General features: G+C 49.8%; 22 protein-coding genes and 1 tRNA gene. 6 read left to right on the forward strand and 17 right to left on the reverse strand.

Translation table 11 applies throughout. The features are described 5' to 3' along the window. Positions 1-20 precede the first annotated feature (20 nt). The 3 genes from DW922_RS05510 to DW922_RS05520 form a co-directional block, all read right to left on the reverse strand. Positions 21-833: a hypothetical protein gene (locus tag DW922_RS05510; protein ID WP_118726054.1), complete on the reverse strand. Its 813-nt coding sequence runs from the start codon at positions 831-833 to the stop codon at positions 21-23. After that, positions 830-2056: a DUF5716 family protein gene (locus DW922_RS05515; protein WP_118726055.1), complete on the reverse strand. Its 1227-nt coding sequence runs from the start codon at positions 2054-2056 to the stop codon at positions 830-832. Before DW922_RS05515 ends, DW922_RS05510 begins: the two co-directional genes overlap by 4 nt. Positions 2057-2148: 92 nt before the next feature. Beyond that, positions 2149-5634, reverse strand: coding sequence for a DUF5717 family protein (locus tag DW922_RS05520; protein ID WP_118726056.1), 3486 nt, complete (start codon positions 5632-5634; stop codon positions 2149-2151). Between the two features lie 146 nt (positions 5635-5780). Here DW922_RS05520 and DW922_RS05525 point away from each other — a divergent pair, with 146 nt between their 5' ends. Next, on the forward strand, positions 5781-6311 hold the full coding sequence (locus DW922_RS05525) for a DUF4364 family protein (RefSeq protein ID WP_118718480.1): 531 nt from the start codon (positions 5781-5783) through the stop codon (positions 6309-6311). A gap of 95 nt (positions 6312-6406) precedes the next feature. Here DW922_RS05525 and galE read toward each other — a convergent pair whose 3' ends face one another. From galE to nhaC, 4 genes are all read right to left on the reverse strand, one after another. Then, positions 6407-7432, reverse strand: coding sequence for a UDP-glucose 4-epimerase GalE (galE, locus tag DW922_RS05530; RefSeq protein WP_118718481.1), 1026 nt, complete (start codon positions 7430-7432; stop codon positions 6407-6409). Positions 7433-7658: 226 nt separating this feature from the next. Then, on the reverse strand, positions 7659-8285 hold the full coding sequence (sigK, locus tag DW922_RS05535; protein ID WP_118726057.1) for an RNA polymerase sporulation sigma factor SigK: 627 nt from the start codon (positions 8283-8285) through the stop codon (positions 7659-7661). 262 nt (positions 8286-8547) lie between these two features. Further along, the gene (locus tag DW922_RS05540) at positions 8548-9423 is read right to left on the reverse strand and encodes an MBL fold metallo-hydrolase (protein ID WP_118726058.1); all 876 of its coding nucleotides are present in this window, start codon (positions 9421-9423) and stop codon (positions 8548-8550) included. Positions 9424-9441: 18 nt separating this feature from the next. Then, entirely contained in the window at positions 9442-10821 is a 1380-nt protein-coding gene (gene nhaC, locus DW922_RS05545; protein WP_118726059.1) for a Na+/H+ antiporter NhaC, read from the reverse strand. A gap of 517 nt (positions 10822-11338) precedes the next feature. Between nhaC and DW922_RS05550 the strand changes: the two genes are divergently transcribed. From DW922_RS05550 to hydF, 4 genes are all read left to right on the forward strand, one after another. Next, positions 11339-11590, forward strand: a complete 252-nt coding sequence (locus tag DW922_RS05550) for a TM1266 family iron-only hydrogenase system putative regulator (RefSeq protein ID WP_118726060.1) — start codon at positions 11339-11341, stop codon at positions 11588-11590. A gap of 5 nt (positions 11591-11595) precedes the next feature. Continuing rightward, positions 11596-12648 (forward strand): [FeFe] hydrogenase H-cluster radical SAM maturase HydE, encoded by a 1053-nt coding sequence (gene hydE / locus DW922_RS05555; protein WP_118718484.1) that lies wholly within the window; start codon positions 11596-11598, stop codon positions 12646-12648. Between the two features lie 49 nt (positions 12649-12697). After that, positions 12698-14152, forward strand: coding sequence for a [FeFe] hydrogenase H-cluster radical SAM maturase HydG (gene hydG / locus DW922_RS05560; RefSeq protein ID WP_118726061.1), 1455 nt, complete (start codon positions 12698-12700; stop codon positions 14150-14152). 135 nt (positions 14153-14287) lie between these two features. Beyond that, on the forward strand, positions 14288-15541 hold the full coding sequence (hydF, locus tag DW922_RS05565) for a [FeFe] hydrogenase H-cluster maturation GTPase HydF (protein WP_118726062.1): 1254 nt from the start codon (positions 14288-14290) through the stop codon (positions 15539-15541). 105 nt (positions 15542-15646) lie between these two features. Here the strand turns inward: hydF and DW922_RS05570 are convergent, their stop codons facing one another. From DW922_RS05570 to DW922_RS05605, 9 genes are all read right to left on the reverse strand, one after another. Further along, positions 15647-16516, reverse strand: coding sequence for a protease modulator HflC (locus DW922_RS05570; RefSeq protein WP_118726063.1), 870 nt, complete (start codon positions 16514-16516; stop codon positions 15647-15649). Further along, on the reverse strand, positions 16516-17787 hold the full coding sequence (gene hflK / locus DW922_RS05575; RefSeq protein ID WP_118726064.1) for an FtsH protease activity modulator HflK: 1272 nt from the start codon (positions 17785-17787) through the stop codon (positions 16516-16518). Before hflK ends, DW922_RS05570 begins: the two co-directional genes overlap by 1 nt. A 200-nt stretch (positions 17788-17987) precedes the next feature. After that, positions 17988-18626, reverse strand: coding sequence for a hypothetical protein (locus tag DW922_RS05580; RefSeq protein WP_118726065.1), 639 nt, complete (start codon positions 18624-18626; stop codon positions 17988-17990). Next, positions 18623-18901: an ABC transporter permease gene (locus DW922_RS05585; RefSeq protein WP_118726066.1), complete on the reverse strand. Its 279-nt coding sequence runs from the start codon at positions 18899-18901 to the stop codon at positions 18623-18625. The genes DW922_RS05580 and DW922_RS05585 overlap by 4 nt, the downstream gene beginning before the upstream one ends. Before the next feature lie 170 nt (positions 18902-19071). Beyond that, a tRNA-Asp gene (locus DW922_RS05590) sits at positions 19072-19145 on the reverse strand. A gap of 143 nt (positions 19146-19288) precedes the next feature. After that, entirely contained in the window at positions 19289-20506 is a 1218-nt protein-coding gene (locus tag DW922_RS05595) for a response regulator (protein ID WP_279221322.1), read from the reverse strand. Positions 20507-20509: 3 nt separating this feature from the next. Then, complete coding sequence (locus DW922_RS17460) at positions 20510-20659, reverse strand: hypothetical protein (RefSeq protein ID WP_154106744.1); 150 nt, start codon at positions 20657-20659, stop codon at positions 20510-20512. 83 nt (positions 20660-20742) lie between these two features. Beyond that, positions 20743-21219, reverse strand: a complete 477-nt coding sequence (locus DW922_RS05600) for a flavodoxin (RefSeq protein ID WP_182431765.1) — start codon at positions 21217-21219, stop codon at positions 20743-20745. Between the two features lie 18 nt (positions 21220-21237). Continuing rightward, a complete protein-coding gene (locus DW922_RS05605) occupies positions 21238-21981 on the reverse strand; it encodes a carboxymuconolactone decarboxylase family protein (protein ID WP_118726068.1) in 744 nt (247 codons plus the stop codon). Positions 21982-22223: 242 nt separating this feature from the next. On the opposite strand from DW922_RS05605, the gene DW922_RS05610 reads away from it, so the two are divergent. Beyond that, positions 22224-22670 carry a MerR family transcriptional regulator gene (locus DW922_RS05610; protein ID WP_118726069.1) on the forward strand — a complete coding sequence of 149 codons (447 nt, stop codon included), beginning with the start codon at positions 22224-22226 and terminating at the stop codon, positions 22668-22670. 119 nt (positions 22671-22789) lie between these two features. Here DW922_RS05610 and DW922_RS05615 read toward each other — a convergent pair whose 3' ends face one another. Then, on the reverse strand, positions 22790-24277 hold the full coding sequence (locus tag DW922_RS05615; RefSeq protein WP_118726070.1) for a glutamate synthase subunit beta: 1488 nt from the start codon (positions 24275-24277) through the stop codon (positions 22790-22792). Between the last annotated feature and the right edge of the window lie 2 nt (positions 24278-24279).

Genomic DNA, 24279 nt, shown 5'->3' on the forward strand with positions numbered 1-24279 from the left:
AAAACTATCATTTTCATGCGCTATACCATGGCACGGTATTCACTTTTCCATGTTTCGATCAGCTCAGCGGCAGCTTTTTCCCCATCTGCCGTTCCTTCCCGAAACCAGTCTTCGACCTGCTTTACCAGTTCTGACTGCCCGGCCTGCTCCTGCGCCCCCAAAAACGCTGCATCCCAGTCTGCTTTTTCTGCTTCTGTAACTGCAGCCCGGAAGCGCTCTCCCAGAACTATGCGGCTATCCAGCTTTTCGATCCAGTACAGACTCCGCAGGCATTCCCGGCTTCCACTCCGGTTGTAAGCCTTCTCAAACGCATCATAAGCCTTGCCAAACAAAAACATGCGGCCATAGCAGGCCCCCAGATTATTCCAGACTCTGGCTGTAAACATTCTGTCTGCCTGCGTTTCCCCGGACTCTTCCAGAATTTCCCGGTATAGGCGGGCTGCTTTTCCATACTGGCGCATGCCAAACACTGCGTCTGCACACAGCTTTTTCATTTCCTCCGGCTTTTGTTTCCGGTAAGCCGCCAGTGTCTGCTTATATTCCGCAATTTCTCCCTGGGAATAGTAATCGCTCTCCTGCAGCAGAAGGACCAGCATCTCATCCGGGTCTTCCCCGCTTTTTTTCCAGTTTTCCAGCTTGAGTGCCAGAAAACCAAGATTTAATTCTTCCCGCAAAAAATCCAGAAGGCGTTCATCTACCAGACGGTCCATCACAAGAAGCGGATAATGATAGATCACATACGCCATCTCCTGGACAGAATATACATGGATACCCAGAAAGCCCACATAATATGGATTTTTCACCTGTTCTGACCTGCATAATCTTAAGCTCATAGCATAACCTCTTGTACGATCTTTGCGCTGGATGCCGGGAATAATTCTCCAAACCCACGGTCTGTCAGCGTTACTTTCATGGTTTTTTCATCGAGAAAGGCAAGCTCGATCCTTACCCTTGTTGTCTTTTCCGGGCGCTCCGGAAAACCCTCCAATAGAATGGTTACTGCCTTTTTCTTTTTGGAATCAAAGGGTGTGACCTCCAGCTCGACCGCATTCTGCTTTTCCGGAATAACCTCCAGCATGGCACGAAACTCCCTCCAGCTATCTCCGGCTGCCGCAAGCGTCACTTCCTTTTCCTGCCCCTTAAACAACACCTGCATGGTAACCGAGGCCTTCAGGCGTCCCTCGCAGATCATGGCATATGGGTAGGAGGTCTGTGGGCGCTGCCGGTCTGCGCCACAGTAGGCAGCACCCTTCGCAAACACTGCGGTTTCCATGTATACACGGCGTTTTGTGCAGAGCAGCTTCATGAAATCCTCTGCCCAGTCACGCTTTTCAAAGCCCTTTCCCATGAGGAATACGGCAGAATACAGCTTTCTCTGCATCAGCCGGTCTGCGCAGGTACATAAGATCTTATCGCCAAGCTTCGCCCCGGAAGGCGTTTCCAGGATATCCAGGCTGAAGCTTTCTTCTATTTTTTCATATTCTGCCAGCACCGCATTTTTCTTTAAGCCACGCTGGACCTTCATTTCGTAATAACGCAGCTCCTCCTCTGCCAGGTCAAACATCCCGACCGTTCCGTTCCAGATTTCCTTCTTCTGGCTCAGCATATAGTAAATAAAGCTTTCCGAATGCCCGATGATCTGGATCTGCTCCTTTGAAAAGCCAAGCTTTTCACCGCTTTCATACAGTGCCTTCACCAGACGTTCATCCAGGCTCCGCACGGTAAATACCAGTCCGGCAAACATCCCGGTCTGGCCTGACTCTTTCATCACAATCTGAAGGACACGCTCCAAAAACAGGGTCAGAAGCTCCTGGGCCGTATAACGCCTTCCATCCAGTGTGGCTGTCCCATCCTTTAGGACCAGCTTCACCAGCTTATCGGTCAGGTTCCCCTCACCGCTCAGTGTATGCGCATAGGCATCTTCCCCGACATACCAGGCATCTGCCAGCTTATGGCGGCAGAGCACCGTAGGAAATGTCCATATTTGTTCTTCGTCTCCGCAACTGATCTGCGTGTATTCATCGCACAGATCAATGCCTGCTACCAATTCATTCATATACTTCCTCTTATCCGGCATTTATGCTTCCGGTTCCCCCGTTTTTTCAGGAACCGTTTCCGCATTCTGCCTTCTCTGACAGGACCGGGCCTTTACATCAGGGTAAACAAAGACTCCATAGCCGCATGGTCTGTCAGATATTTTTCCATTTTTTCTTTCAGTTCTGGTGTATTGTGCTCCATCAGGCACCGGCTCATATCGTTAAGTGCACTAAAACGGCTTATATGTCCGCTTGTCTGCAGGCTGTCATAGGAGAGACGCCCACTGTCTTTTTGTATTTTTCCCTCTGCACCATTCTCATAAACCTCATATTCCAGCACCTCGCCCTCAAACAGCACATGCTGGTGAATGTAAATACCAGGATAGACCTTTGTAAGCTCTGCATTATGGCTATCCTCTTCCAAAGGAAGCACCCGGATCTTAAGCTCCGGGCGCACCTCCCTGCTCCCCCGGTATTCAATAGTAATCTGGTCCATCACAGAATCCGGCATTGGGATTTTTTGTCCAAGCTGATGGAAATACGCAAAGATCCTTCCCTCCTCTAAAAGCTGGTCTGCCATACTGCGCGCCAGTTTCTTTTGTTCTTCTGACAAAGTATCCTGGCGACTGTACCATAGCGTCAGCGCCAGAAGATAGATGGTCGGGATCCGTTTCTTTTCTTCTGTTTCCCGGACTGCATCCTCCAGATACGCAAATACCATGTCCCTTGTCGTGCGGTTCTTTAAAAAATAATCCGCTGACTTCATGGTAAAGTAAGCTTTATTCACCAGGACGCTGGTCTGTTTTCCATTCCGGTAGCAATCATAAACCGGATCAATATGCCCGGTTTCGCCGCTGAACATCATCTGTGCAAGCAGGCGCTCCGGAAGGTCGTATAATTCCACATGCTCTTCTTCGCTCTTTTGCATGAGGCTGTACATCTGCGCAGAGGTTCCGTTAAAATGCTCACACAGATAATCAAGCAGCGCTCCATCCCACTGTCCACCGGAAAAAAGCTCCCAGGCCAGCCCGAGCAGCGTGTCATCGGATTCCGGCAGCTGTTTTAAGATCATCTGGCTGCAAAGCTCCAACAGGTCCCGTTTTCTGACACCGCAAAAGCCGTATTCCTTTCCAATGGCAAAAGCCTGCGTACTGCACCCCTGCCGGATCAGAAGCTGTAATAGCTTCGCCCGGTCTTCCCTGCACAGACGTTCCGGTTTTACCTGTCCCAGATAATCCAGTACTCCCGGCATAGTTTCCTCTGCATTCTGCCGTCTGCTGTCATGATCGAGCAGACAGTGGAGCAGCTTTGTGCGGAATAAAGCATGCAGTCTTAACTCTCCCAGCTCCCGCTTTAAGATGCGGCGGTCAGCAGGATCCGTCATGCCGTTTCGTACAATGGCACTGCAGCGCTCCAGAAGCAGCATCGGCTGTTCTGGACAGATCTCATAGCAGCGTTCCAGAAGCTTCTCTGTATCCCCGGTCATGGCCCGCTGTTTCCGGTAAGAGATATTGGTATACCGGTTTCCGTATTTATCCTGGAACAAAAGCACCGGATGACTGGAAAACAACGGTGCATACGCCACGGTATCCTTCACCGGGAAAACATCTTCCCGGTCCAGTTCTTCATAACAAACCACTACCGAGCAGATATTCCGGTCCGGCACAGTAATGCGGTAGGAACGCAAAATGGCAGGCAGCACCCTTGCCACCTGTTCATCGATCATTTCCTTATAAAGGACATGATGATACAAGGTCACCAGACGCTGGTTCACGCGTGATGCAAGCAGCTGCTCCATGGTGAACTGTTCGATATCCCGCTCATACTGACGGTATAAGGACGATTCTGGATTCATGAATTTCACGATGTTGTTGTAAAGGACCTCACGGTTAGCAGCATCCATCGATTTTTCATACGAAAAATACAAAAGGACTTCCTTTGGGAGCAGATACGGATAATTCTCCGGAAGCGCATACAGATAATATTCGTACAGACGGGTCAGGCTCACGCCTTCATCCAGCGCCTTCTGATACCACGGAAAGTACTTTTTGTCGCGGCAGTCTGCCTTGATCAGGATACTGCAGACTGCATTTAAGAGCCCGGTATCCGGATGCTGCTGATACAGCATCGTCATAAGGCGCAGCAGGAGCCTTCCCCCGTACTTTCTGGAAACCGCCAGTTCTGCCGCGCGTCTGGCAAAGTCCTCATCCACCAGCTTGCGTTTTGCAGCAAACATCAGGACCTGGACCGTAAAGCCGGACAGCTCTGTGAGAAGCTGTGGATTTTTCTGGTATACCTCCCACACCCGGACATAAAGATACGGGCTGCGGCTGCCCTGTTCAAACTCTCCGCAAAGCTCTTTAAGCAGTTCTTCCGCCGGCATCTCCTCCTGTTCAGCCTGTCCAGAGCCGGACATCACCTGCTTTGACAGGTACAGGTGAAGTTTTGCATACTCCGGGCGGTACTTACGCACGGAATCCGCTTCTTCTTTACAATCTTCCAGCACCTTTCCGGCGCCTTCCATGTCACCCTCCAGAAGCAGAAGATCTGCCCTGTACAGGCTGACTGCCAGGCTCTCCCCATACTGGTTCTGGATCAGCTCCAGCTGCTGCTTTAGCTGGTTCAGCATTAGTGCTTCCCCATAAAGGCCCAGCTCATATTCCAGTCTCAGCTCCAGGTACTTTCCAAAGGCCTCACGCCTGCCATAGGCCTGATGGTCCTTCCGTTCTTCTCCATACTGCACCTCCACCGGAATGCAGATGTCCTGGCGCATGGAGGACACCATAAGCGCTCCCAGATTTTTCCCCTGGTGGAGATGTGCTGTATTTACCTGATACGGGACTTCGCAAACCCCATCCTGAAAATCATCTTCGGTAAATGTGGTCTTTGGAAGTGTGATAAATTCACCATCTGTCCGGACCTCAAAGCGAACATAGCCCCAGGTATTTTTCTCCACCCGGATCATTTCCTGATGGCCGGCAGGCGGATTTTCCAGACTGCGCACCGCAGTATCTGCCTCTAATTCTACAGGCTTTTTTACATTCAGCCCGACAAGAAATTCCTCCAGCCCATTCTGGCGGTCCGGCTTGCCCTTTAATCCATCATAAAGGGCACGGACGTGCAGATCCTGTAAAAATGGTGCATCCGTAAAATCCTGGTACGCAAACAGGCGCTTCGCAAATTCCGCATCGCACTGTACCAGCTTCGCAAATGCCTCCGGCGTTTTTAAATCTGCCAGAATCTTTCCAACCGGATCCGGTTCCACAACAAAAGAATATGGCAGCTTTTTTTCGCCGCCATTGGTCACCAGATCAAACACTCCCTCGATTTTGTCTCCATCTGACAGGGTACGGCAGTCTACCTCATAAAAAAGGCGGTTCCGGTTTCCTCCAAAGGAAGAGCCCAGCACCTTCACACACGGATGGGACGAATAGATCAGGCCCTTTACAAAAAAGCCATAACGGTCCGACACATAAAGTTCTTTTCTGCATATCTGTCCGGCTGTCACCGTTCCCCCGCACGTTTCCGGCAGAATCAGGACCTCCGGGATTTCTGTATCAACAATGCCCTTTGCCAGGCGGTTAATTTTTTCTCTCATAGTATCCCTCTTTATCACATGTGAAATTAGTTTAGCATAATTCTACTTGATTTAAAAGGTTTAAATTGGTATGATTAAGAAAAATTTGTAACTTTATGTTTACAAAATCATGAAGAAAATTTTCCAGATGAAAGAGGCTTTTTTCTATGTTATCTGAACCGATGACGTTATATAAACTGATGAACCTGTACATGCTCAAGAAAGTAAATTTCCCGCTGACCAACGCACAGCTGACGGATTTTTTCCTCCAGCATGAGTATGCCAGCTATTTTACACTCCAGCAGGCACTCGGTGAGTTAAAGGATTCCGGGCTGATCCACGCAGAATCCACACACAGCACAACCCGCTATGAGATCACAAAAGAAGGCGAAGAAACCCTTCATTTTTTCGAGAGCAGCATTTCCCCTGCGATCATTGAGGACATGGACACCTATTTAAAGGAAAACCGCCTGCGCCTGCGCAATGAGGTCAGCCTTGTTTCCGATTATTATAAGTCCACCAGCCAGGATTATATCGTCCACTGTGAAGTCCGCGAGGGGCGTTCTCCCCTGATTGAACTGAACCTGTCCGTTCCGGACCGCGACCAGGCTGCTGCCATGAGTGCCCAGTGGGAACATAAAAGCAAAGAAATTTATTCGTTTATCATGAAGTCTTTAATGAGCGACGAGGAGGCCTGACGGCCTCCTCGTTTTATCTTACTATTCTTTTTATTTTCCGGTGCTCCTTAGCTTAGGATGCTTTTCGCTGTCCGTGCATTGTAAAAACGCGTTCCTTATTTCTCCTCGTATCCGTTCGGATTGTTCTTCTGCCATCTCCAGGAATCCTCACACATCTCACGGATGCCGTATTTTGCCTTCCAGCCAAGCTCACGCTCCGCCTTGGAGGAATCTGCGTAGCACTGCGGGACATCGCCTGCACGGCGCTCCTTGAATACGTAGTTGATCTTTAAGTTGTTGGCCTCCTCAAAGGCATTGATCACATCCAGAACACTGTAGCCGACTCCGGTTCCCAGATTGTAGATCCAGACACCGCCCTGTTCCTTTGCCAGCTTGTCCAGAGCCTTTACATGGCCGTCTGCCAGGTCAACAACATGGATGTAGTCACGGACACAGGTGCCGTCCGGGGTATCATAATCATTGCCAAATACGCCGAGGCATACCAGCTTGCCGACTGCCACCTGGGTAATATATGGAAGAAGGTTGTTCGGGATTCCCTTCGGATTTTCACCGATACGTCCGGATTTATGGGCTCCGATCGGGTTAAAGTAACGGAGCAGCATAACCTTCCAGTCCTGATCTGCTGTGTGAAGATCGGTTAAGATCTGCTCCAGCATACCCTTGGTGCGTCCGTAAGGATTGGTGATCTCGCCCTTCGGGCATTCCTCGGTGATCGGCACAAAAGCCGGATTTCCATAGACGGTTGCAGAAGAACTGAAGACAATGCTCTTGCAGCCATGGCGGCGCATGACATCGCACAGGATCAGCGTTCCGGTAATGTTGTTATGGTAATACTCAAGCGGCTTGTATACCGACTCCCCAACTGCCTTTAAGCCTGCAAAATGGATGACTGCGTCTATCTTTTCATTCTGGAATACAGAATCCAGAGCCGGTTCATCTAACAGATCCACCTCATAGAATGTCAGCTTCTTTCCGGTAATCTCCTCCACGCGCTTTAAAGACTCTCTGCAGGAATTGCACAGGTTGTCCACAACAACCACATCGTATCCAGCATTTAAAAGCTCCACGCAGGTGTGGCTTCCGATATAACCTGCACCGCCTGTCACTAAAATAGTAGACATAATAATACCCCTCCTTTGATTGTTTGTTTCAATCCACAGACGCACCACCGGCGCCTTTCCAGTCTGCAATGCAATAAACTGCAAACATAAACTTAGTGCCTAGACCGCACTGTAAAAATGCTTTCCCATACATTATATATGGGAAAGCATCTGAAAACAATGCAAATTTCTTGCAACTTATATGATTATTTTGGGTTTGGGGTTTAAAAATTCCTACTCCTGTACATTAACCTGTTTTCAATTGCTCTGCCAGCTTTTTCAGTGCGCGCTTTTCGATTCGCGAAACATAGGAGCGCGATATCCCAAGCTGCTTTGCAATTTCCCGCTGGGTGCGCGGCTTTGTCCCGAACAGGCCATAGCGCAGCTTTACCACCGTCTGCTCCTGTGGCTTTAAGCAGCAGGCATATGCCTCATAGAGCTCTTTTTTGTCCTGTTCCAGGATCAGGTCTTCCAGCGTCTCCCTGGTTTCCAGCTCGATCACATCCACCAAGCTGACCGACTCCCCATCCTTGTCTACCCCGATCGGCTCAAATAAAGAGACCTCCCGGTTATACTTTTTCCCTGCGCGAAACAGCATCAGGATTTCATTTTCAATGCATTTCGCCGCGTATGTTGCCAGCCTGCTCCCACGGTCCGGCCGGAAGGTATTTACGGCTTTGATAAGGCCGATCGTGCCTACCGATAAAAGATCCTCGGTTTCATATTCCGTCCCCTGGTATTTTTTGACTACATGCGCTACCAGTCTCAGGTTTCGTTCGATCAGGATATCGCGTGCCTCACGGTCGCCCTCCTGCAAGCGTTCCAGGCAGGCCCGTTCCTCTCCAGGTGTCAACGGCTTTGGAAATGTCTGCAAAGAAAAAGCCACCCTGAAGCATTCTTATGATAGTTTATGCTCCGGTGGCTTTTCCAGTGCGCATTCTGCGCGTCCGAGTTTCTATGCTGTTTTCCAGTTCCACGGAAAACCTTATTACTGGCTGCAATTTTTTATGTCCTGTTTTCATTTTCTTTTGTCCTCTGATGCAGAGCCAATGTGTTTTTTCTTGTACGTATATCTCATCATGCAGGACGTCTGGTTTCAATGAAAACATTATAAAATATTGTTCAAAATAACGTTTTTAGAAAATATTCAGGTCCTGTCCGTTCACGACAGCACCTTCATAACCAGCATCCCTTATTTCCTGCAGGATTGCTTCGTTTCTGCGTTCCATCTCCGCTTCCACATCCACCGTATTATCCTGGATTTCCATATGATAGATCCGGTGATATGTGACAAGAAGCTTTGGCTGCGCTTTCTGTGCCACCTTAGCCAGGTCCACACTTAAGGTATGCACCTCCCTGTGATACTTCTGCCATTTTGGCTCCCGGGCAGAAAGTCCGGCTGTGTACTCCACCTCATGCAGCAGAATGTCACAGTTTCTCGCTTTCTCTGCCACGATTTCAAGCGGTGCGGTATCGCCGCTGATCACGATCACCTTATCCGGAGTCGTGAATTTAAAGCCGTAGCTTTCAAGTGTCCCGTGACTGACTGGGAATGCCTCTACCGTTACCCGGTCATCCCGGTAGATCACGCCCGGCTGAATTTCCGCTGCTTCTACTTTGTACCCCACTTCATTTGCTTTTTCAAAGCCGTTGATGCGGAAATCGATATCCACTGCGTAAGCCTTCTGGATATAACCGGTCATTTCCCTGATGCCCTTTGGGCCAAACATCTTCAACGGCTCTTTCCGCTCCAACACCCACGGGGTAAAGATCAGGTCAGAATACCCGGCTGTGTGGTCGGTATGCAAATGCGTACAGAAGGCCACAGTCAGGCGGTCTGGGCGCAGGGCATCCACCCCCTTCTGATAGGCCTTTGCAGCCTGACGGACCACACCCGGCCCAAAATCAACCAGGTATGCCCGGTCTCCTACAACAACTGCGGAAGATGGTCCGCTGGCATTGGGGCACGCGTTCGGCGTGCCGGTGCCAAGAAGTACAAGTTTTGTTTCCATGATCAGATGCTTCCCTTCCTATTCTTCAATATGTTTGATGGAAATTCCCGTAAATCCGTAAAAAATACTGAATAACGGTGTTAAATACAAAAGGAACAGATACGGGAAGAATGCAGACCATGCCACACCCAGCGTACCCGCCATGTATACACAATAACCGTGCCACGGGATCATCGGTCCAGACAAGGTTCCTGCATCTTCCAGCGTACGGGATAAGATCTCCGGTGCAATCTTCCGTTCCTTGAATAACGGCTTCATCATGTTGCCAGTCAGCACATGGGACATCGGCTGGGAACAGCTGATCAGGCTGGTCACATAACCGACCAAAAGGCTTGCCAGGATCAGGCTTCCGTCGCTGTGGATCCGGTCCGTGATCGCATTTAAGATATTCTCCAACACTCCAAGACGGTCCAGCATTCCGCCCATTCCAACTGCAAAGCAGATGATAGCCACATACTGCAGCATACTGCTCATTCCGCCGCGGTTTAAGATCGTCTTTAAAATATCCTCCTCGATCTGGGTGCTGTAGCCGTTATAAGCCACGCGGATGATACTCTGCAGGGTTGCGCCCTGGCAGAACCAGGACACTGCACCGGCGCAGACTGCTGAAAGTCCCAGCGACACGATGGCATTGACCTTGCATAAAAGCAGGACAATGATCACGATGGCCGGGATCAGCGTCACGATCCCAAGTTTGAACTCGCCCTGGAGGGCATCGACGTAAACCAGCAGATTTCCTTCCTCATAACCGCCAGAGGTCTGGCTGATACCAAGAATGGTAAAGAGCACCAGGCTGATCGCAAAGGTCGGCAGGGTTGTCCAAAGCATGGAACGGACATGGTCGTTTAGCTTTGCGCCTGCTACTGCCGGGGCCAGGTTTGTCGTATCTGAAAGCGGGCTTAATTTATCACCAAACATGGCACCGCAGATCACGGCACCAGCCACCATGCCAGAATTGATCCCCATGGCGTTACCGATCGCCATCATGGCTACTCCGGCACTTCCTACAGAACCATAGGAGGTTCCGGTCACAAGGCTTAATACCGCACAGAACACCAGGGTCAGCGGAAGCAGCCATGTCGGATTGATCATCTTTAAACCACCTACAATGATCGATGCAATGGTACCGCTCTGCAGCCAGGTACCGATCATAACACCGATTGCCATAAGCAGGCACAGCGTCGGCACAACAACCCGGATGGCATCGTAAGCACCGCTTACCACCTTGTCATAATCCATTTTTAAGACTTTGCAAAACAGATAAATGATGATCCAGCTCATAAACAATCCGATCATCGGGCCTCCCGTCTTCAACCGGATGCAGACTGCCACCGATCCGATGATCAGAAGCAGAAGCACCAGCGACTGAAGCATATTCAGTTTCTTTTCTTCGTTCATTGTGTTTCCCTCTCTTATCCTCTTTCTCTTCCATTCCGAAGCATTTCTCAGTCATGCGGCTGCACATGCAATATACGGAATATGCAGACGCAAGATTTTTCTAACTCGCAGAATGTTTTCAACAGTTTAACGCGTTAAACCGTCAAATATTGTTTTATTATACTGGACTTTCCGTAAAATTTCAAGTACTACTGGAAATCTGTTTTTTTCTATGGTATTCTGGAGTTATTGAGAATCAAAAAGCTGGGCACGCTTGCGTGAACAGTAACAATCAATCAAAAAGCGCTTCCCGACATTAAGGAGGTTCTGTCATTTCCCTGTAGACTGACAGCTTCCCCCTGCGTGAAAGGTTCGTCTGGTTCATGGTCTAAAGTCGTAGTCTCTCCAGCCGCACCCTTCGGGGCGCGGCTTTTTCTGTTACAGTTCATGCATTCATACCCGGTAGCATTTTTTCTCTGTCTTTATGACTGCCTGCTGCTTCCGCAGTCATCCACCACTACAACAAACAGGAGGTTTTATGGAAACACGTGTTGCTGTTATGAGTATCATCGTAGAAAACCCGGATTCCGTAGAGAAGCTGAATTCCATGCTTCATGAGTACGGCCCGTATATCATCGGAAGAATGGGAATTCCCTACCGCCAGAAGCATATAAGCATCGTATCCATTGCCATGGACGCACCGCAGGATACGATCTCCGCCCTGGCCGGAAAGCTTGGAAATCTGGACGGGGTCAGCGTCAAAACCGCTTACTCCAACATCATCGGGTAAGTGCCATGACAAAGCTTTTTACCCTGATCGACCTTTTGGCGGAGCGTCACGCCCTGGCGCAGGAAGAATACCGGGCGCTGGTGGAAGGTCAGACGAAAGAACTGGCAGACTATGCTGCAAAAAAAGCCGATGCCCTGCGCCGCAAAATTTACGGCACCGGTGTCTATGTGCGCGGACTGATCGAGATTGGAAATTACTGCAGAAACGACTGTATCTACTGCGGCATCCGCAGATCCAACACAAGCTGCGACCGCTACCAGCTCACGAAAGAACAGATCTTAGAATGCTGCGAAGAGGGATGGAATCTAGGTTTTCGCACCTTTGTGCTGCAGGGCGGCGAAGGCATTGTCCCGGTACATGAAGTCTGCAGCCTTGTTAGCGAGATCAAGGAGCGCTATCCGGACTGCGCGGTAACGCTCTCCCTCGGAGAATGCTCCAGAGAGGATTACCAGCAAATGTTCGATGCAGGAGCGGACCGGTATCTGCTCCGCCACGAGACTGCAGACAAAGCGCACTACGAAAAGCTGCATCCCGCATCCATGTCCTTTGATAACCGGATGCGCTGTCTGAGGGATTTAAAGGAGATTGGTTATCAGGTGGGCTGTGGGTTTATGGTTGGTTCTCCTTACCAGACCGCAGACTGCCTCGCGGAGGATTTAAAATTTATCGAGGCCTTTCAGCCCGAAATGTGCGGTATTGGCCCGTTCATCCCGCAGAAAGATACTCCTTTCCGTGATATGCCGGCAGGAACCGCAGACCAGACGATCTACCTGCTCTCTCTCATCCGGCTGATCAAGCCGAATATTTTGCTGCCCGCGACCACGGCCCTTGGCACGATTGATCCAAAGGGCAGGGAAAAAGGCATCCTGGCAGGCGCCAATGTGGTCATGCCAAACCTTTCCCCGGTGTCCGAGCGGAAAAAATATGCGCTCTACGACAATAAGATCTGTACCGGGGATGAATCGGCCCAGTGCCGCTCCTGTTTAAACCGCCGTATGGAATCCATCGGCTACTCCATCGTCACCGCACGTGGTGACATCATACTTGAAAAATTCTGACGGAAGGTTGCTAAAATGCTTCCAACCGCAAAGAAAGGAAGAAAACAATATGGCTATCTACAACCCAAAATCTTTAAAAGCAGAGGAATTTATCAACCACGGGGAAATCCTCGACACCATCCGCTACGCGGAGGAAAACAAACATAACATCGCCCTGATCGATGAGATCCTGGCAAAAGCAAGACCCGTCAAAAGTGCTGATGGCACCCAAACGCACTGTGCCGGACTCTCTCACCGTGAGGCATCCGTTCTCCTTGCCTGCGACATTCCGGAAAAGGTTGCCCAAATGTACCAGCTGGCAGAAGAGATCAAGCAGGCCTTCTACGGAAACCGCATCGTCATGTTTGCCCCGCTCTATCTCTCCAACTACTGCGTGAACGGCTGTGTATACTGTCCTTACCATATGAAGAACAAGCACATTGCCCGCATCAAGCTGACCCAAGAGGAGATCAAAAAGGAAGTCATCGCCCTGCAGGATATGGGGCACAAACGATTAGCCATCGAGGCTGGGGAAGATCCGGTCAACAACCCGATCGAGTACATTCTGGAATCGATCAGGACCATCTACTCCATCCACCATAAAAACGGCGATATCCGCCGCGTCAATGTCAACATTGCGGCTACGACCGTGGAAAACTACCGGAAATTAAAGGAAGCCGGAATCGGCACCTACATCCTGTTCCAGGAAACCTACAACAAAAAGAGCTACGAAGAACTGCATCCGACTGGCCCGAAGCACAACTATGACTACCATACCGAAGCGATGGATCGCGCCATGGAAGGCGGGATCGATGATGTCGGTCTTGGCGTTTTATTCGGCCTGGAAGGATACCAGTACGAATTTGCCGGACTGATGATGCATGCCGAGCACCTGGAAGCCATGCATGGTGTCGGCCCGCACACCATCAGCGTTCCGCGTGTTAAGCACGCCGATGATATTGACCCGGATGCGTTTGACAACAGCCTTTCCGACGATATTTTTGAAAAAATTGCAGCCTGCATCCGCATTGCGGTCCCATACACCGGCATGATCATCTCCACCAGAGAGAGCCAGGAGGTACGCGAAAAAATGCTGCAGCTGGGTGTTTCCCAGATCAGCGGTGCTTCCAGAACCTCCGTCGGCGGCTACTGTGAGGAAGAACGCCCGCACGATTCCGAGCAGTTCGATGTTTCTGACCAGCGCTCCTTAGATGAGGTTGTCGACTGGCTGATGCAGCTCGGCTTCATTCCGTCCTTCTGCACCGCCTGCTACCGGGAAGGCCGCACCGGCGACCGCTTTATGAGCCTGTGCAAAAACGGCCAGATTTTAAACTGCTGCCATCCGAATGCACTGATGACCCTGACCGAATATCTGGTAGATTATGCCAGCGAGGAAACGAAACAACATGGATTTGCACTGATTGAAAAGGAACTGGAAAAGATTCCAAAGGAAAAGGTGCGTGAGATCGCAAGAAAAAATATCGAAGATATCAAGGCATCCAGCCGCCGGGATTTCCGGTTCTGAAAATTCCAACAGTAAGCATAACCAGGCAGCGGATGCGCCACTGGTGTCTTCTTGATATGCACAGAAACAAAACAGCCCGGGAAAGAATCGGTTTTCTTTGCCGGGCTGCAACATAATAGGAAAAGAGGAAAAATCATGAGTCTGAATGATAAAGTATCCGCCGAACGCGTTCACATCGGCTTCTTCGGATTGCGCAACGCCGGAAAATCCAGCGTTGTCAACGCTGTGACTGGGCAAAGCCTGTCTCTGGTCTCTGAAACCAAAGGCACCACGACCGATCCGGTCCAGAAAGCCATGGAGCTTCTGCCCATCGGCCCAGTTGTCATCATCGACACGCCAGGCATTGACGATGTGGGAGCACTGGGGGAAATGCGTGTAAAACGTGCCCTGCAGGTTCTCGATAAAACCGACATTGCCATTCTGGTAGTGGACTCAGAAAAAGGACTGCAGCAGGCTGACAAGGAGCTTTTGAAGCTCTTCGATGAGAAAAAGCTGCCCCATATCACGGTATACAACAAAGCGGACCTCATCACCACTCCGCTCTCCGCAAAATCAGCGGACGTGCCACCGGCACATCCTCGATATGCAAAGCAAGAAAACGAGATCTGCGTCAGCGCCAAAAACGGCGATCAGATTCAGGAGCTGAAAGAGCTGATCGGAAAGCTAGCGAACGCTGTTTCTTCTGAAAGTGATGAAAAGCGCATTGTCGCTGACCTGATCCGGCCACAAGACCTGGTTGTCCTGGTCGTCCCGATCGATTCCGCTGCCCCAAAGGGACGCCTGATCCTGCCCCAGCAGCAGACTATCCGCGATGTACTGGAATCCGGTGCCATCTCTGTGGTCACCAGGGAAACCGAGCTGTCCCAGACCTTACATTCTCTTGCAAAAAAACCGGCACTGGTCATCACCGACTCCCAGGCATTCAAAAAAGTGGATCAGGAAACGCCTTCCGATGTCCCGCTGACCTCATTTTCCATTCTCTTTGCCCGTTACAAAGGAGACTTGAAGGAAGCGGTACATGGAGCCGCGCAGCTGGATAAACTGCAGGACGGTGATACAGTCCTGATCTCCGAAGGCTGCACCCACCACCGGCAGTGCGGTGACATTGGAACCGTAAAGCTGCCCGCCTGGATCCGCAGCTACACCAAAAAGGAATTAAACTTCGTGTTCACCTCCGGCGGGGAATTTCCGGAAGATCTGTCTCCTTACGCGCTGGTTGTCCACTGCGGCGGCTGCATGCTGAACGAGCGGGAAATGAAGTCCCGGATTGCACACGCCGTCGCGCAAAACGTACCGGTCACCAATTACGGAATCTGCATCGCACAGGTGCACGGGATCCTGAAACGCTCCGTAGGCATGTTCCCGGATGTGGAGGCGGAGCTGCAGTAAACAATATCGCACAGTAAACACAAATGGGCCGGAAGGTTCCGTCCCCGCCGAATGGCGGGGACGAAACCTTTCGGCCCTCGTTCGTTACTGTGTGATATTGTTATTTTAGTATCCGTAGAAGATCTGCGTGATCGGCGAGCTCTTGTCGAGGATCAGGGTGTTGTTTCCGTTCTTTAAGGATGCTTTCGCTGCATCCAGGGAGCGGACAAAGTTATAAAAATCTGCCTTGCTGGCATCGTTGTAGGCATTGGACAAGATCTGCATGTACTGTGCCTCGCCCTCCGCCTTGATTTTCTCTGCCTCTGCATTTGCCTCTGACTTCATGACTGATACTTCTTTCGTGGTATCGTTTTTGATCTTCTGTGCGGAAGAATTGCCCTGTGCGGTGTAAGATGCCGCAATGTTGTTTCGCTCGGAGATCATGCGGTCATACACGGACTGCTTATTGTCATCCGGCATATCCAGGGATTTCGTTTCCACGGCCAGAACCTCAATCCCATAACCATCCAGTGAGGTACCGATGTTCTCCTTGATATCCTCCGCAAGCTTTCCATCACGGTTCTCGATGATTTCGGTCTGATCCATATTGGAAATGACGGATTTCATAGAGGAAAAGACGGAGGCTGCGATGCGGGACTGTGCCTGTGCTACCTGCCCGTTTAAATGGCGGGTAAACAGGACCGGATCGGATATTTTCCAAAGTACGAAAGCATCTGCGATCATACTCTTTTTATCTTTGGTGATGACATCCGATTTCGGGATATCATAGATCTGCAGCGCACGCGGAATGGTAGAGCTGGTCTGCATCAGCGGGATTTTCACGGATACACCAGGGGTATCAACCACGCGCACGATCTCGCCGAACTGGCGCACGATCGTATACTCGTCCGGATAGGTGATGACCAATGCACTTCCTGCCACAAACAATGCTGCTACAAGGATCAGGCCGCTAAAAGCTTTTACGATTTTCTTCATCACTGGTTTCCTCCTTCCGTGTTATCCGGTACTCCAGCACTGCCAGAAGTACCGGATGCGCTGCCACTACCGGATGTGCTGCTATTGCCGGATGCACCGCTGTTCTTAGACGCAGTACCGTCTGAAATCCCCGCTCCTGCTGCTGAAGATTGCATGGCTGAAGTGAAGCTGTCCAACGGCAGCATTTTCTGGGTTCCGCTCTCATCCACAATGTAAACCTTCATTGACGGAAGCACATCCTCCATCGTCTCGTAAAACATACGCTGTTTGGTGATGAGCGGATACTTGCTGTACTCAGTATACATCTGTTCAAAACGCGCTACCTGGCCCTGCGCCTCATTGATGCGGGCTTCTTTTTCTGCCTCTGCGTTCTTGATGATCTGGTCGCATTCTGCCTCTGCCTGCGGAATCTTCTCATTCCGGTCCTTATTGGCATTATTGATCGCAGTTTCTTTTCCCTGCTTTGCGTTTTCCACGTTTTTGAACGCGCTCAAGACTTCATCGGTCGGCGGGAATGCATCCTGGATCGTGATGTTGACCACCGAAAGACCGATATCCTCCGCGATCATGCGGTTAGTCAGCTTTTCTTTGATTTCTGACTGGATCACGGCTTTTCCAGTGGTAATGACATCGTCCACATTATAAATGCCAACCGTGTCGCGGATATAAGACTGCGCCAGCATTTTCAGCGTGGACTCCGGGTCTGAAGAAGCGTACAGATACTTTACCGGATCATTGACCATGTATTCCAGATAAAAATCCGTGTTAACGAAATTGAAGTCCTTGGTGATCATGATGGATTCCTCATCCACGGACTCGCTGGTTTCCGGGATATAGCCGATCGGCATGCCTTTGATTCCCTTGGAAACCATACGGACATTCTGAATAAACGGAATCTTAAAATGCAGGCCGGCCTGTGACTCGGCCTGCGGACTTCCAAGTGTCGTCACCACAGCATAATTTTCTTCATCCAGCATGTAATAGCTGTTCATGGCAGCAAATGCCACGACCAGAACCACCACTGCTGTTCCTGCATTCCGGAAAAGCTTAAGCTTCTTCTTTTTCTTTTTTACCGGATTGCCATCGGAATCAAAGCGCTCCGGTTCCTGCTCTTTACTGCCGTCCGGCTTTTCTCCCGCCTCTCCCTGGTTCTGCCAGCTGGTTTTGTTTGTTTTTTGCCGCTGGCTCTGCTGCTTCTGTTTTAACTGTTCTTCCATCTGCCTGCGCAGAAAATCGAACGGATCCTGTCCCCCAAATGGATTCTGGTTCATAGCGTTCCTCCTTATTTTATATTGTGCGCTCGTTCTCGTGACTTCGTCACTCGATTGCCTCGCCGTCCGCTATATTATCTATCATACCATAAAGTGGCGGGATATTCTATTGAATCTGAATACAGCTTTCCCGGAATACATGATAAAAAATTTGCCGGTCACAGACGTGAACTTCTCTGAACAGCAAAAAGGACGCCGACTCACACATCAACGTCCTTCTCTTTATCTTCTACCCATATACCATTTTCATCCATATAATAATATTTTCCCGGTTCTGTCATGATCCATCCGGTCTGCATGACGCCGTCTGAATCTGCGTAATACCAGTTTTCATTCCAGACAAACCAGCCGGTTGCCAGCTGGCCACTGTCTCCGAGATAGTATTTTTTCCCGTCCCGTTCCTGCCAGCCGGTAAGACGGTATCCCTGCTCATCAAACAGATACCAGCTGGCTTCGATGAGCTGCCAGCCAGCTTCCAGATACGTTCCGTCTACCAGCTGGTAGCGGCTTCCTTCCAGGTAATTGCGCCATTTTCCATCTGTATAGCCGATCACCTGTTTTGCCCGGTAGTCCACATCCGTGGAACCTGTCCAGGAGCCGGCTTTGACGTAGGCCTGTTCGCTGACTTTGGGAGTTGCACGCACAACAAAGAAATAGGTGTGCAGATCATTCATGTAGGCACTGAAATCGCAGGAGGTTTCTCCGGTGCTCCTGGTCATCACACACTCGGCTTCCTCCAGGCTTTCATCATCGAAATCCACCTTGCGCCAGTTGTCCTCCTCCCGCTCCACATTGTCCGCAATGTATAGTTTCACCTGGTATTCATGGGCTTTCTTCACAGAGGACCACTTTCCGGTGGTGTCAGTCTCCCACCAGACATGCTCCGGCGCGCCGAGATATACGGTTTCCACGGCTTTATCGGAGGCATATGCGGATATTGGATATTGCGCCCATAACTCAGGCTCCAGTCTTTGATGCCAAGATAATCCTCACTGACACCGTTTATGGATGTAGCCGTCATGGAATCCGTGCCGTTTTTTACGGTTCCGCTGATGTTCACCATCGGAGTCATATGATCGAAGCTCTCCGTATTTTCCTCATAAAACGTATACATTTCATCTGCCGATACCGACCTCTCTGAATCGGTCTTTCGTTTTTATAAACATATCAGGAGAATGTGTTCATTTTGTGAGAGAATCGGGATTTTTTTGTGAGGGAATTTCAAAACCCGAACTAATTTTAAAATAAAAAAAGAGGAGTCCGCAAAAGACTCCTCTAAAATAACGACCCGGATGGGGTTCGAACCCACGACCTCCGCCGTGACAGGGCGGCGCTCTAACCAGCTGAGCCACCAGGCCATTTTATAAATTGTATGTATTGCTCATGCAATAACAACATTATATAAGATGACCATTCTCCTGTCAAGCGTTTTTTTAGCGGACCGCCAATTTTTCATTGCCTTACTTTTTCAATTTTCCATTTTTCATTGCCATTTTCACCATTAGCAATCCGTAACTGTTTGTATTTGTACATCCGCTTCTCCGCAGCACTGTGCGATGATGCGAATCACTTTTTCCATCTGAAGCGGTTTCGATAAGTGCGCATTCATGCCTGCATCGGTGCATCGCTTTGCATCTTCATCAAACGCATTTGCAGTCATGGCAATGATCGGGATCTGTCCGGCATCTGGTCTTACATTGCTGGATGCACGGATTTCTTTTGTCGCAGTAATTCCATCCATATTCGGCATCATCATGTCCATTAAAATTGCATCAAAAGTATGTGCAGGTTTCGACAAAAATAAATCCAATGCCTCTTTTCCATCATGAACAATCGTTACTGCTGCGCCTTCATCACACAGAAGCGTTTCTGCAATTTCCGCATTCAGTTCATTATCTTCTGCCAGCAGCAAATGCAGTCCGTTTATCTGGTAATTCTGTGCACAAGACTCGTCCTTCCCTCCTGCTTCCTCTGCAATCTCAAATGGAATCGTGATGATAAAGACAGAGCCAACACCAACTTCACTCTGTACCTCAATGCTTCCCTGCATCTGTTCCACCAGTCCCTTTACAATCGCCATGCCAAGTCCGGTGCCCTGACGGATGCTCCGGTCATCCGAATGTTCCTGTGCAAATGGCTCATAGATATGCTTCAGGAACTCTTTGCTCATACCGATTCCGGTATCGGTGATTACCCACTGATAGGTAACGGTCTTGCCGTCATCTGATGTGCCAAGACTGTGAAACGTTGAGCGGACGCTTCCGCCAACATGATTGTATTTGATGCAGTTGCCGTAAATGTTTAAAAATAACTGCCGGATATGTAAAGGACTGCCATATACCCACGGGTAGGTGACCCGTTCAGAAGTTTCATCATATTGCAGCGAAACCCCGGCATCAGCATCCCGCTGATCCAGGATTGCAATGATATCCTTGGACAGATCATTTAAATTCAAAATCTCATGTGCCAGAACGATCTCTCCGTTTTCCAGCTTGCTCATCTGCAGTACATCGTTGATCAGGTCAAGCAGATGATTTGCCGCTACCAGGATTTTTTTGCGGTTGCTCTCGATCAGACCTGGATCATCTGGATGTTTTTCATTGATCTGCAGCAAACCAATGATACCGTTGAGCGGTGTCCGGATATCATGGCTCATGCGCGATAAGAAACTGGTCTTTGACGCATTGGCTGCCCGCGCTTCTTCTGCAGAATGCCGGATCTCCTACGCCGATTTTCTGGTTTCTTCCATATAGATGGCTTCCCGGTAATGGCACATTTCTGTCTGCATAAAAGAAATCGCGATAAATGCTGCCATCGTCACGCACACAATGCTGGCAATCACAAGCTGTCTGTGGGAATACCAGCCATTCACCGGTGCAATGTCAAAATACCAGGTGTTTTTTGTCAGCTTTTCATGCCAATGCTTCTTGATTTTTCAGAATACTTACAACTTCTTTACAGCGTCTTTACCCAGTCTTTTAACTCGGCTTCCTGGACTCTTCCGTTTAACAGGCGGCCTTCCACGATCTGGGCCGATGCGGAAACACTGTTTTTCAATGCAGAGGCCGTCTTTCCAAAGCCGCTTCCGCCAGAGGTTGCAAAGAGCACGATCTTCTTGCCGGAGAAGTCATACTGCTCCAGAAACGTGTTGATGATAGTCGGTGCAACATACCACCAGATCGGGAATCCAACAAATACGGTATCATACTGATCCATGTTTTCTACTTTATTCGCGATCTCTGGTCTGGAAGACGGGTCTGCCATCTCCACACTGCTGCGGCTCTTTTTATCCATCCAGTTTAAATCCGCACTGGTATACGGTACTGCCGGTTTGATCTCATGAAGGTCTGCGCCTGCTGCTTTAGCGAGCACTTCTGCCACTTTTCCGGTCACTCCGCTTGCTGAAAAATATGCTACTAATGATTTTGCCATGATGTTTTCCTCCTTTGATTATTCTCCCAGTTTTGCATATACTTCATCGGTTACCGGCTCCAGCCATTCGTTGGATGTCTCCTCGCCCGGGCACTCAACTGCCAGATGGGAGAACCAGCTTCCGGCCTTTGCACCATGCCAGTGCTTTACTTCTGCCGGAATCGTAACGATGTCACCCGGCTTTAAGCTCTGTGCCGGTTTTCCTTCCTCCTGGTACCAGCCCTCGCCGTCTACACAGATAAGAAGCTGTCCGCCGCCGGATTTTGCGTGATGAATGTGCCAGTTGTTGCGGCAGCCAGGCTCAAAGGTGACGTTTGCGATAAATACGGTCTTTTTCGGATCGGTCAGCGGTTTTAAATAGCTGTTTCCGATAAAGTATTTTGCATAAGCCGTGTTCGGCTCACCCTGTCCGAAAAAGCCGCCGTGCTCCTCGTTGCTGCAGTCATCCTGGTATACTTCCCTTGCCATGCGGAATGCAGCCCAGGCATTCGGCCATCCTGCGTAAAATGCAATATGGGTCAGGATTTCTGCCATCTCGGTTTTTGTCACACCGTTCTTTCTGGCGCTCTCCAGATGATATTTTAAAGAGCTGTCCACAATGCCTTTTCCGATCAGTGCGGAAATGGTGACTACGGAACGAAGCTTTAAGGAAAGCTTGTCCTCTCTGGACCATACCTCACCAAAAAGAACATCGTCGTTTAACTGTGCAAATTTCGGTGCGAAATCATTTAAGGCGTCTCTGCCTGCTGTCTGTTTTACCATACAAATCATCCTCCTGTTCTTCTCTGAAATCCACGCGGGCATATTTCCACCCTCTGCTGTGTATTATATCCCCTAAAGTTGACTTTACGTCAAGCGTTTACTGATATTTCAGGCATTTCTTGAGTACTAACCGTTTACTCCTGCTTAAGAGAATGGTTGACTTTTCTTCTCCCCCATGCTATCGTAACCTTAACTATAACTTTAGGTTTGAATCATTTATTTTTATATAGAGGAGAATGTACATGTATACCATCGGACAGGTATCGGAGATGTTCCATCTTCCCATCTCCACCTTACGCTATTATGATAAGGAAGGACTTTTCCCGTATTTAGAGCGTACCTCCGGCATCCGCCGCTTCAGTCAGCGCGAAATCGATGCGCTGCACCTCATCGAATGCCTGAAACGTGCCGGTGTGGAATTAAAAGATATTAAACAGTTTATGGAATGGTGCGCCGAAGGACCGGCTACCTACCAGAAACGCAAATCCTTTTTTGAACAGCAAAAAGCTGCCGCAGAAAAAGAGATTGAAAAAATGGAGCGCGTGCTCGATATGCTCCGTTTCAAATGCTGGTATTACGACCAGGCGATCGCAGACGGAAATGAAGATCGGATCCACGCTATGATGCCGGACAAATTACCAGACGAAATTCAGAAAATCTATGATCATGCGCATGAAGATGCTGAATAGGCTGTGCTGTGCGCAGCATCACCAAACAAAAACAGGACCAGGCAAAATCAAAATGCCTGATCCTGTTTCTTTTTCTTTCATTGCATATCGGGAGGTGCCTGTGGCACATCCACTGCTTTTCACGCCAGATTCGTATATCCCATCAGATATTTATCGACTTCTTTTGCCACATCGCGGCCCTCATGAATGGCCCATACGACCAAGGACTGCCCGCGGTGCATATCGCCTGCTGTGAAGACTTTCTCGACATTCGTTGCGTATTTCCCGGCTTCGGTCGCCACGTTGGTGCGTGCATTTAACTCGACACCAAACGCATCGGCTACATATGCCTGAGCGCCTAAAAATCCTGCTGCGATCAGCACCAGATCTGCCGGTACTTCCTTTTCGGAGCCCTCCACCGGCACCATGGACATGCATCCGGTCTCCGGGTTCTTCTCGGCTTTCAGGCTCACTAAGATGGCTTTTACCAGCTTCCCGCTCTCATCCTTCACAAACTCTTTCACGGTTGTCTGGTAGATGCGCGGGTCATGACCAAACACGGCAATGGCCTCTTCCTGGCCGTAATCGGTCTTTAAGATGCGCGGCCACTCCGGCCAGCTGTTGTTTTCGGCGCGTTTTTCCGGAAGCTTCGGCATCATTTCCAGCTGGGTCACGGATGCGCAGCCATGACGGATCGCGGTTCCGACGCAGTCATTTCCGGTATCACCTCCGCCGATGACGATGACATGCTTATCCTTCGCGGAGATATAATTGCCATCCTCTAAATTAGAGTTTAACAGGCTCTTTGTGGTGGATTTCAAGAAATCTACCGCAAAGTAAATACCCTCTGCGTCACGCCCCGGCACATTGATGTCTCTCGGGTTGGAGGCTCCGCATGCAAGCACAATACTGTCATACTCTTTTAAGAGCTTTGCTGCCTTGTAGTTCTTTCCGACATTGGCCCCGGTGACAAAGGTCACGCCCTCTTCTTTCATCACGTTGATCTTACGGTCAATAATCTGCTTTTCCAGCTTCATATTCGGAATGCCGTACATCAGAAGTCCGCCAACCCGGTCTTCCCGCTCAAACACGGTTACATTATGACCGCGCTTATTTAACTGGTCTGCCGCAGCCAGTCCGGACGGACCGGAACCGATAACGGCGATCTTTTTGTCGGTACGCAGCTTCGGCGGTCTCGGACCTGCCTTGCCGGTCTCGTATGCCTTCTCAATGATGGCGTGCTCATTTTCCTTGATGCTGACCGGACTTCCGTTTAAGCCGCAGGTGCAGGCTGCCTCACACGGAGCCGGGCAGACACGGCTGGTAAATTCCGGGAAGCTGTTGGTCTTCTTTAAGCGGTTGTAGGCCTGCGCCCAGTTGCCGGTGTATACCAGATCATTCCATTCCGGCACCAGGTTATGGAGCGGGCATCCGGATACCATGCCGTTCATCATCATGCCGGACTGGCAGAAGGGGACGCCGCATTCCATGCAGCGTGCACCCTGTTTTCTTTGCTGTTCTTCGGTCAAAGGAGTGTGGAACTCATTGAAATTCTTGATGCGCTCCAGTGGTTCTGCCGCCTTGCCGTTTACTCTGTCATATTCCAAAAATCCTGTTGGCTTTCCCATCG

Source organism: Clostridium sp. AM42-4 (assembly GCF_003480105.1).
Lineage (GTDB): Bacteria > Bacillota > Clostridia > Lachnospirales > Lachnospiraceae > Brotaphodocola.